The organism is Sphingomonas jeddahensis (assembly GCF_001981525.1).
Lineage (GTDB): Bacteria > Pseudomonadota > Alphaproteobacteria > Sphingomonadales > Sphingomonadaceae > Sphingomonas > Sphingomonas jeddahensis.
In genome coordinates, this window is sequence record NZ_MPSB01000008.1 from 124,794 (window position 1) to 135,420 (window position 10,627).

The 10,627-nt window shown below is 62.0% G+C and carries 6 protein-coding genes; 5 read left to right on the plus strand and 1 reads right to left on the minus strand.

The window, feature by feature from the left end; translation table 11 throughout:
* Positions 1–12 precede the first annotated feature (12 nt).
* Positions 13–3,249 (minus strand): TonB-dependent receptor domain-containing protein, encoded by a 3,237-nt coding sequence (locus SPHI_RS10190; protein ID WP_076744818.1) that lies wholly within the window; start codon positions 3,247–3,249, stop codon positions 13–15.
* Positions 3,250–3,340: 91 nt separating this feature from the next.
* On the opposite strand from SPHI_RS10190, the gene SPHI_RS14705 reads away from it, so the two are divergent.
* From SPHI_RS14705 to SPHI_RS10215, 5 genes are all read left to right on the plus strand, one after another.
* On the plus strand, positions 3,341–4,666 hold the full coding sequence (locus SPHI_RS14705) for a tetratricopeptide repeat protein (protein ID WP_158049678.1): 1,326 nt from the start codon (positions 3,341–3,343) through the stop codon (positions 4,664–4,666).
* An 84-nt stretch (positions 4,667–4,750) separates the two neighbouring features.
* Positions 4,751–7,666 carry an excinuclease ABC subunit UvrA gene (gene uvrA, locus SPHI_RS10200; RefSeq protein ID WP_076744820.1) on the plus strand — a complete coding sequence of 972 codons (2,916 nt, stop codon included), beginning with the start codon at positions 4,751–4,753 and terminating at the stop codon, positions 7,664–7,666.
* Between the two features lie 855 nt (positions 7,667–8,521).
* A complete protein-coding gene (locus tag SPHI_RS14885) occupies positions 8,522–8,872 on the plus strand; it encodes a hypothetical protein (protein ID WP_144036184.1) in 351 nt (116 codons plus the stop codon).
* A gap of 295 nt (positions 8,873–9,167) precedes the next feature.
* Positions 9,168–10,034, plus strand: a complete 867-nt coding sequence (locus SPHI_RS10210) for a reverse transcriptase family protein (protein ID WP_083719931.1) — start codon at positions 9,168–9,170, stop codon at positions 10,032–10,034.
* Positions 10,035–10,250: 216 nt separating this feature from the next.
* Complete coding sequence (locus tag SPHI_RS10215; protein ID WP_076744823.1) at positions 10,251–10,454, plus strand: hypothetical protein; 204 nt, start codon at positions 10,251–10,253, stop codon at positions 10,452–10,454.
* Positions 10,455–10,627 lie beyond the last annotated feature (173 nt).

The following is a 10,627-nucleotide window of genomic DNA, read 5'->3' on the forward strand; positions in this document are numbered from 1 at the left end:
CGATCGATGCGATCAGTACTTCACGTTGACGCCGGCGTAGAAATACCGGCCGGTCACCGGGAAGATCGAGCTGACGTTCGCGTCGCCCGAACCGGTGCCGGTCAGGCCATATGGCGGCAGCTGATCACCGATATTGTCCACACCGAAGTACAGGCGGAACTGGTCGTTCGCGCGGATGCCGAACTGGACATCGTGGATGAACACGTCGGGGTAGTAGAGGAACGGGTTGCGATCCGCGTTCGTCGGCGGACGGTCCTGCTCGGTGTGCTGGACGTTCCACGCGTCGATCGACTGCTTGCCGATATACTGGCTGGTCAGCGCGATATCGAACGGCCCCGCCTGCAGGTTAGCCGACAGCAGGCCGCGCCACTCGGGATCGCCCAGCGTGCTCTTGAAGCGGGTGTAGCGATCCGGATCGTTCAGGAAGGTGAAACGATTGCGCGTCGCCAGCCAGCTCGCCACCGCGCGCAGGTTCAGCTTGATGTCGGGCGTGAACTCATGCGTGTAGGCGGCGGCCGCATCGATGCCGCTCGTCTTCAGGCTCGCATAGTTGAACGGGCTGTTGGTGAAGCCGTTGCCGACGATCCCGACGTTGAAATCGGGGAAACCGGCAAAGCGGCGGCCCTGCTGGCCCGCAAAGGTATAGTCCGCGATGCCATCGGCCGAGCGACGACGATTGACCAGCGGACAGAACTGGTTGTTCAGCCCGACCGGATCGTCATAGCAACGGTTGACCAGCTGCTGCGGCGAAATCACGTCGATCGCATTGTTGATGCGGATGTTGTAATAATCGACCGTCAGCGAGAAGCCGGGCAGGAAGCGCGGCTGCAGCACCGCACCGACCGTGAAGCTGTAGCTGGTTTCCGGCTCCAGCAGCGAATTGCCGCCATTGGTGCCCAGGATGCCCGAGGTCGGCGCATTGGTCCACGGGCGCACCGTGCCATCCGGCAGGGTGATCGTGGTCGGCACGCCGGCCGCAGCGCAATTGCGAGCGCGGTTCGGATCCTGGTTGATCACGTCCTGGCTGCACGGATCGATGAAGTTGTTGGCGAACGTCTGGCTGGTGCCACCGTACAGGTCGTCCAGGTTCGGTGCGCGCACCGACTTGCCGTAGTTCACGCGGAAACGAATGTCTGGGATCGGCGCAAAGACGCCGCCCGCGTTCCACGTGTACACGGGATCGCTGAGGAAGTTGTACTTCGACACGCGGCCGTTGCCTTCCAGCGACAGCTCGTGAACGAACGGCAGGTCCGCCAGCAGCGGGATGCGCAACTCGCCGAACGCTTCAAACACGCTCGTCGCGGGCCCATTGCTGTCCTGAATGGCGTTCAGGAAGGTGTTGGACTGGCCCGGCGCATATTCACCCTTGGTGAATTCGTCATAACCCGAGAAGAAATCCTCACGGCGATATTCGGCACCGAACGCCACCTGCACGGGGCCACCCGGCAGGCTGAACCAGTCGGCGGAATTACCGCTGACATAGTAAAGCGCGTTGAACTGCTCCGCCCATTGCTTGCGCGATGAGTCAGCCAGCACATAGGCGATACCATCCGGCGTCGTCTGCGGGGCACCTTCGCCGAACAGGTTGATCGGGCGGCAGGCCGGATCGTCGTTGGCGGTGCTTGCATCGGCGTTCACGGCGCAGACGATCTGCCCAGCCGCGTTGCGCACGGCATTGGTCGCGCGATTGAACCGCTGCACGGCAATGTTGCCGCCGGTTTCGTAATAGGTTTCGGTGCGGCCGTAGTTGACCGACGCCTCATACTTCCAGTTGCCGCTGTCGACCAGGTCGCCACGCGCACCAGCCACGAAGCGATAGGTTTCGCGCTTGTGATCCTCGGCACGGGTGCCGATGTCGTTGTTGAAGCGGAAGAAGTTGAAGTTGGTCGCGCCTGCCGGCAGGATGCCCCTCAGCGTCGCGCGCGCTTGGTCGGTCAGGAACGCATTGTTAAGCGAGAAGGCCGGGGACAGGCGACCGTTGACGAAGGTCGGCTGCGTCGAGGTCTGGTTCGCGGTGATGCGGACGTACTTCGCCTCGAAGAACGGCTGGAACGCATCCGATACGTCGTAATGACCCATCAGGTTGAAGTTGGCGCGCTCCAGGCCCGGCAGCAGCATCGCGCCCTCGACGCCCGAAGCCGAACGTCCGCCGAACACGCCGCCACCGACGTTGCGATTGTCGATCGCCGGAATGTCACGCACCAACGAGCCATCCTGAAGGAAGGCGTAGTTGTTCGACAGGAGACCGCCCGTCGGCGACGACTGGCCGGTGCAGACCGCGGCGCGCAGCGCTGCGTTGGTGGCGCTCGCCGCGGGGCAGGACGTGATCACCATGCCGCCCAGCGAGATGATGCCGAACGTGTTGCCCGGGCCGCCCGGGAAATAGGAACGGTCAGGGACACCGTTGCCGGCAGGCGGCTCGTTGCGGGCGCTGCCATCCGGGTTCACAAAGGTCGTGCGCTCGGTCTGATAGAAGCCTGGCACGCCGGTATAGGCGCCGGTCTGCTCGTTGCGCTGTGCGAAATACAGCGGCTCCGACTTGGCATATTCCGCCGCAAAGGTGATGTTGCCGCGGCCTTCCGCGAAATTCTTGCCCCAAACGATGCTGCCCAGGTACGAGCCGCGATCGCCGCGATCGGAGATGCCGCCCTGCAGCCTCGCCGACAGGCCGTCGTAATCCTGCTTCAACACGAAATTGACGACGCCCGACACAGCGTCCGAACCATAAACGCCCGAATTGCCGCCGGTGACGACATCGACGCGCTCGATCAGGTCGTTGGGGATCGAGTTGGTGTCGACCAGGAAGCTGCCCGGATCGCCCGAGACATGGCGGCGGCCGTTGACCAGCACCAGCGTGCGATCGGTGCCCAGCCCGCGCAGGTCAAGCGCGCTAAGGCCGGCGGTGCCGATGCTCGCGGTGGAGTTTGCCTGGCTCAGCGTGGAGCGCAGCGCGGGAAGGCGGTTCAGCGTTTCGCCGATCGACACCTGGCCGACATTGTTCAACTGCGTTGCAGTGAACGTCGTTACGGGAATCGCGGTATCGAGGTTCGGCCGCGAGATGCGCGAGCCCGTGACGACGATGTCGTTGTCACCCGCACCGGCATTGGTCGCGCCAGCGACGTCGTTCGCGCTGGTGTCGGCGCTTGCGTCTGCCGTCGTATCGGTCGGCGCGGTTTGCGCCATCACCGCCGGCGCCAGCGCCCAGCTGCACGCGAGCGCTGTGGCGCTCAGCAAAGCATTGATTTTCATAAACCCTCTTTTTTGGCCTTTGTGCCCATTCATCCTACAGACAGCTTGCAGCCACCCCCATCAAGTTACTTATAGTTTCGCGCGCAACTTTTTGACGAGCCTGTTGCAACCATGTGACATTGTTGAGACTCATTCTCCCTGCGTAGCGAAACGAATTGTTCGGCGTCCAAACCCTCGTGATCGTCCCGCTTGCCGATCACCGCGTCCCAGGCCACGAGCGGTCCAGATGTTCGATGACGTTCCGGTCCGGGTCTGGCTCCTGCTCGCGATTGCGGCGATCGGCTATCAACCCGCCCTTTATGTGTTCCGGCACATCGCGCATGATCCTCGCCGACGCGACATCACCGCGCCGCCGGTGGATCTGTCGTGGCGCTCCCACCGCCAGCTAGCGATCAGCGGCTCGATCCTCGCCGGCTTGCTGGCCTTCGCGTTCTTCATCTTCACACCGGCGGCGGAACGGTTCGCGCGCTCCCCCAGCTTCATGCCACTGCTGCTTGGCGCGCTTGGCGTGCTCGCCCTCTTCACCGTGGTGAAGGCGATGGCCACCGGCAGCATCGAACCGATGATCCGCGGCCTCAGCAGCACCTACCGACGCGACGCTCACCCCAGACGCTTCTGGGCCTCCATGGGCTGGAACTCCGTAATTGGCGGCCTGATGCTGTGGATGGCGGTGACCACGATCTCATCGCAAAGCCGCGAGCGCTGCCTTGATTATGCCCAAGCGCTCACGCCGCAGGAGCGGCTGTCCGCCTGCGACGAGGCCCTGGCCCAATCCGATCTGTCGCGCGAGGACCGCAACGATCTGTACCGTAACCGCGGAATCGCCCGGCACGAGCTCGCCGACGCCGAGCAGGCAATCGACGATTACAACCGGGCGATCGACCTCGTTCCGGGGGACTCCTACGCCCTTCATAATCGCGGCCTGCTGTACTTGGCCGGTGGGCAATTTCAGTTCGCGCTTGAGGACTTCAGCCGATCGTTGCGGCTGCGGCCGGATAACAAAGACGGGTACGCAAATCGCGCCGAGGCCTATGTCGCAACCGGCGCCTTCAAGCAGGCGATCGCCGACCACAGCCGCGTTCTGGCCATTGATCCCAACGACGAATATGCGCTGGTCGGGCGCGGCATGGCCTATGTCTGGACCGATGATATCGCACGCGCGCGCCAGGACTTCGATCGCGCCCGCACCCTTCATCCCGCCAGCGTCGCCCTGCTCCGCGGCGAGGGCGTTTTGGCAGTCCATCTGAAGGATCTCGAAACCGCGCGCCGCAAGCTGCGCGAGGCCTATGACCGCGAACCCGACCATGTTTCGACCCTGTCGGCGCTTGCCGAGGTTCATGATCGCCTCGGCGATGCAGACAAGGCAAAACTGGCGCGCCAAAAGCTCGCGGCGCTTCGGCGAAACCAGCCGCGCTAGACGCCGCCCCACTCGCATCCCTGCACCACGCTTCCTACATCCCGGGTCTATCCTCCCGACCGGAACGGAAGTAGAACCTTAGGCATGCTGACCCACATTTCCGTCCGCGGCGCGCGCGAGCACAATCTCAAGGACGTGAGCGTCGATATCCCGCGCGATACGCTGACGGTGATCACCGGCCTGTCGGGCTCGGGCAAGTCGAGCCTCGCCTTCGACACCATCTACGCCGAGGGCCAGCGCCGCTACGTCGAGTCGCTCTCCGCCTATGCGCGCCAGTTCCTCGAGCTGATGCAGAAGCCCGACGTCGACCATATCGAGGGCCTCTCCCCCGCCATCTCGATCGAGCAGAAGACCACCAGCCGCAACCCGCGCTCGACGGTCGCGACGGTGACCGAGATCTACGATTACATGCGCCTCCTCTGGGCGCGCGTCGGCGTGCCCTATTCGCCCGTCACCGGGGAGCCGATCGCCGCGCAGACGGTGTCGCAGATGGTCGACCGAGTCATGGCGCTGCCCGAGGGCACGCGGCTGTACCTGCTCGCCCCCGTCGTGCGCGGCCGCAAGGGCGAATACCGCAAGGAGCTCGCCGAGTGGCAGAAGGCCGGCTTCACCCGCGTGCGCATCGATGGCGAGATCCACGAGATCGACGAAGCCCCCGCGCTCGACAAGAAGTACAAGCATGACATCGAGGTGGTGGTCGATCGCCTAGCGGTGAACCCCGATATCGCGACCCGCCTCGCCGACAGCTTCGAAACCGCGCTCAAGCTGGCGGACGGGCTGGCCTATGTCGATCTCGCCGACGGCGTCGTGCCCGGCCGCGAGGATGAGGCCGCATCCGGCGGCGCGATGAAGAACGCCGGCATTCCCGCCAACCGCATCGTCTTTTCCGAGAAGTTCGCCTGCCCCGTCAGCGGCTTCACCATCGCCGAGATCGAGCCGCGCCTGTTCTCCTTCAACGCCCCGCAAGGCGCCTGTCCGGCGTGCGACGGTCTCGGCGAAAAGCTGATCTTCGACGAAGACCTCGTCGTCCCCAACCACGCGCTCACCATCAAGAAGGGCGCCGTCGTCCCCTGGGCCAAGTCCAACCCGCCCTCCCCCTATTACATGCAGGTCCTCGGCAGCCTCGCGCGCGAGTTCGGCTTCAGCCTCGACACCCCCTGGTCCGATCTCCCGCCCGAGATCCACCAGACCATCCTCCACGGCACCCGCGGCAAGCCCGTCACCCTCACCTTCATCGACGGCAAGAAGAGCTACGACGTCAACAAGCCGTTCGAGGGCGTCATCGGCAACCTCAACCGCCGCATGCTCCAAACCGAATCCGCCTGGATGAAGGAGGAACTGAGCAAGTACCAAAGCTCGCAACCCTGCGAAGTCTGCAACGGCGCCCGCCTCAAGCCAGAGGCGCTGGCGGTCAAGGTCGCGATGCAGGACATCAGCCACGCCACCCATCTCTCGGTGGTCGACGCGCTCCAGTTCTTCACCGACCTCCCCCAGCACCTGAACCCGCAGCAGCGCGCCATTGCCGAGCGGATCCTCAAGGAAATCGTCGAGCGCCTCGGCTTCCTCAACAACGTCGGCCTCGATTACCTCAACCTAGACCGCACCTCCGGCACCCTCTCCGGCGGCGAGAGCCAGCGCATCCGCCTCGCCTCGCAGATCGGCAGCGGCCTGTCGGGCGTCCTCTACGTCCTCGACGAGCCCTCGATCGGCCTGCACCAGCGCGACAACGACATGCTGCTCGCCACGCTGCGCCGCCTGCGCGATCTCGGCAACACCGTGCTCGTCGTCGAGCATGACGAGGATGCGATCCGCACCGCCGATTACGTCATCGACATGGGCCCCGGCGCCGGCGTCCACGGCGGCCAGATCGTGGCGCAGGGCACGCTCAAGCAGCTCCTGAAATCCAAAACCAGCGTCACCGCCGATTACCTCAACGGCACCCGCGAAGTCCCCGTGCCGCCCAAGCGCCGCAAGGGCTCGGGCAAGAAGCTGACGGTCCACAACGCCACCGCCAACAACCTGACCGGCGTCACCGCGAGCGTGCCGCTCGGCACCTTCACCTGCATCACCGGCGTCTCCGGCTCGGGCAAGTCGAGCTTCACCATCGACACGCTCTACGCCGCCGCCGCGCGCCAGCTGAACGGCGCGCGCATCCTCGCCGGCAAGCACGACAAGGTCACCGGGCTCCAGCATCTCGACAAGGTGATCGACATCGACCAGTCGCCGATCGGCCGCACCCCGCGCTCGAACCCGGCGACATATACGGGCGCCTTCACCCAGATCCGCGACTGGTTCGCCGGCCTGCCCGAGGCGCAGGCGCGCGGCTACAAGCCCGGCCGCTTCTCGTTCAACGTCAAGGGCGGCCGGTGCGAGGCGTGCCAGGGCGACGGCCTGCTCAAGATCGAGATGCACTTCCTCCCCGACGTCTACGTCACCTGCGACGTGTGCCACGGCGCGCGCTACAATCGCGAAACGCTGGAGGTGAAGTTCAAGGGCCTCAGCATCGCCGACGTGCTCGACATGACGGTCGAGGACGCCGCGGAGTTCTTCAAGGCGGTGCCGCCGATCCGCGACAAGATGGCGATGCTGGTCGAGGTGGGCCTGGGCTACGTGAAGGTCGGCCAGCAGGCGACGACGCTCTCGGGCGGCGAGGCGCAGCGCGTCAAGCTCGCCAAGGAACTCGCCCGCCGCGCCACCGGCAACACGCTCTACATCCTCGACGAGCCCACCACCGGCCTCCACTTCGAGGACGTCCGCAAGCTCCTCGAAGTGCTCCACGCGCTGGTCGAGCAGGGCAACACGGTGGTGGTGATCGAACATAACCTGGACGTCATCAAGACCGCCGACTGGGTGCTCGACCTCGGCCCCGAAGGCGGCGTCAAGGGCGGCGAGATCGTCGCCGAAGGCACGCCGGAAGTGGTGGCGCAGGAGCCGCGGAGCTTTACGGGGAAGTATCTTGCGCCGTTGCTGGGGAAGCGCGAGGCTGTGGCGGCTGAGTAGTGTTAGATGCTCCTCGAGCTTGCCCGGAGAGGAGGACTAGCCGCGCAGCGGCAAGCCGCATCCTAGAAATCTGCACCTTCCTTTGACGCGTGTTTAGCCGACGTGCACAAAATCGGCGCAACGGTTGGAGATCATCCGATGGACTTGTCTGACGGGCGCCTGCTTAGCGCGGCGCACGTGCAAGTATCCTTGACGACAAGGTATATCTTCGGTTGTCTGTACGCATGAGCAAAAGCGACTTTACAGGAGACCGCAGCTTCAAGATAGCGCGTCGCTGAGTGATGCAACCCTATACGCGTCCGATAGCAGAGGCAGACCTCGCGTTCGCCGCAGAGAAGACATCGCAGAGGGTGCGGGTTTTCGTCGCGGGTCCGATTATCCGACGGGAATGGACCACAGACGAGTGGAGCAAGGCTCGCGCGTCAAGCAGACTCCGATTAGCTATAAAAGATTATATAGAGAGTCGCGGGCACGCAGTGATACTGGGAGAACATCGTGGCGTAAAGGAGATGGCGGATCAAGCGATCCCCTCAACGCCTAGCGCAGTAGTTTCAGAAACATTCCTTGCCGTAACACAGTGTCAGTGCGTCATTATGATCCCCGACAGTCCAGGTTCATTTTGCGAGCTTGGCGCCTGGGCCGGACATAAGGACGTAGCATCAAAGATGCTCATCCTTGCTGATCGTCAGTTTGAAGCTGAAACTAGTTATGTCAACCCGAGTGTTTTCGCCCTAGCCACAACGCTAGGCGCTTGGCTCCGCTGGGTGGATTACGCAGATCCCAGCACAGCTCTCCCAGAGGTAGATAAGTTTATCTCTTTATATCAAGAAAGATTGTTCATCCATAAGGTTATGCATGGCACAAGCGCTTAATCGTCACGCCATCGTAGTAATGGCGGTCAAGCTCGTTCAACCGGGCCGACTTGGTGACATTGTCGAAGGTGTCAAGCGGATCCTTACGGATGTTCCTGAGTACGCAGCGTTGAAGCACAGCGTTCACATTGAAATTGAAACACTTCGCAACAACAGCTTCCTGTGCCTCTACGAAGGACAGCGTTACATGCTTACCGATAAGGGTGAGCACTTTTTTCAACAAACAGGAATTTCTTATTTGATCGAGGCGAGAAGAATGCACTTGCTGAAGGAAACCCGGAAGCGTAATCGAGCGAGGCGGAGCGGCACTCGCGATAGGTCACTGTTGCAGTGATCGGAGGTAGTTTGGTCTGGGATAAACAGGCACGCATCTGGGGCGGCGTCCATCCGCGGACCGCAGCCACGGATGGACGCCGCCCCAGATGCGCGCTCAAAGCAACTACGGTTGGTAAATTGTGTCGCTCCGCACCTATCCATTGATCTCGCACCCTGCGTTTTTGAGCTTCATTGAGAGCTCAGAAAAACAGCTACGGCTCTTTGATCAACTTGATCCGTCTAGCGTCCCGTCACATTTCCCACGGATTGACCACCCCTTCGATATAGCGAAGTATATCGGCGTCAATCCGTTAATGATTCGGAGTCTCGCCACAGCACCTCAGAAGCATTATCGGTTGTTCGAAGTAAGAAAGCGCTCAGGAGGGATCAGGTTGATCTCCGCACCAAGGACCTTCTTAAAGGTGGTGCAGTGGTGGGTGCTTGATACCATTCTAGAGAACAGTTCTGATTTGCCGTTTGTCTACGGCTTTTCGCGTGGACGCAGTTTCATCGATAACGCCAAGGCCCATCAAGGGTGCAATCACCTCCTTAATGTTGACGTAAAGGATTTTTTTCCTTCCCTAAGTCACAGCAAGGTGCGCGACGTTTTTTGCGCTCTTGGGTATAGTTACAAAGTTTCTAATTTCATGGCAGATCTTTGCACTCTTGATGGCGCCTTGCCACAGGGCGCACCTACAAGCCCTAAGATTTCCAATATGATTCTCGCCGAATGTGACATTCATCTTCGTAATCTTGCACAGTCACACGGCGCGACCTACACTCGCTATGCTGATGACCTAACCTTTTCCTCTTATTCACGCATACCAGATAGCTTTGTTCAGCGCATCGAAGAGCACTTCTTGCCCCTCGGACTTCAATTGAATAAAGCTAAAACTAAATTCATGGGCACCAACCAAATGAAAGAGGTAACTGGCCTGGTTTTAGCGCGAGACGGTGTAGCACTGAATAGAAGGTATCTTAATGGCACTCGCGGGTGGTTTCATAGTATCAGTCAGTATCCAGAATTGTTTAAGGATCAGCTTGCACGGGTTCTAGGCACCATGAACCTTGTTCAGCAGGTAGGAGGACGTGGTAGCGATCGAATTCTACAACAGGGCAGAATGGCTGTGCTTTCACTCAAAGCGATCTCGCCTCCGAGACTCGAATGGGGTGCTGATTGAATTTCACCTCGCTTCTTACGACCGGTTGTAAACGCGAAAATGTAAGCCCCGCCGCGGCAAAGCCGCGTCGTCAGTCGGCGCTATAGCGCCGCTGGCCGGGCGCGCGCCGGTGCGCTCGTCTGTAGCTGCGCTACAGCCTCGCGGCGCGCGCTGTCCTACAACCCCCTTTTCGGTATAACTCCCCCGTCCGACGCAGCCAGCGAGAGGACGACACCGATGCATCACGCCATCATCCACGCCCCCATCAGCGACGCGCAGCAAGACGCCGTCCGCCACTGGCAATCGCTCCTCGACGCCGGCCTGATCGGCACCCGCCCCGATACGCCCCGGGACGTCGCCGCCAACCGCGCCGCCACCGACGCGCTGTTCCGCCGCATAGCGCACGATCGCCGACGGCTGGAAAGACTGCCGCTCGCCTGATCCGACAACAAACCTGTTGCCCGGCGAAGGCCGGGGCCAGTTGGAAAGGTCGCGGTAAGGGAACGCAGCGTCCGCCAAAGCGACGTCTCCCGACTGGGCCCCGGCCTTCGCCGGGGAACAAGAAAGAGCAAAGGGAGCCCACCCATGATCCCCCGCCAAGCCCTGTTCGATCC

Excerpts from the sequence above, each read along its gene's own strand:
- SPHI_RS10190 (WP_076744818.1), bottom strand. The coding sequence starts at position 3,249 with ATGAAAATCAATGCTTTGCTGAGCGCCACAGCGCTCGCGTGCAGCTGG.
- uvrA (WP_076744820.1), top strand. The coding sequence starts at position 4,751 with ATGCTGACCCACATTTCCGTCCGCGGCGCGCGCGAGCACAATCTCAAG.
- SPHI_RS14885 (WP_144036184.1), top strand. The coding sequence starts at position 8,522 with ATGGCACAAGCGCTTAATCGTCACGCCATCGTAGTAATGGCGGTCAAG.
- SPHI_RS10210 (WP_083719931.1), top strand. The coding sequence starts at position 9,168 with ATGATTCGGAGTCTCGCCACAGCACCTCAGAAGCATTATCGGTTGTTC.
- SPHI_RS10215 (WP_076744823.1), top strand. The coding sequence starts at position 10,251 with ATGCATCACGCCATCATCCACGCCCCCATCAGCGACGCGCAGCAAGAC.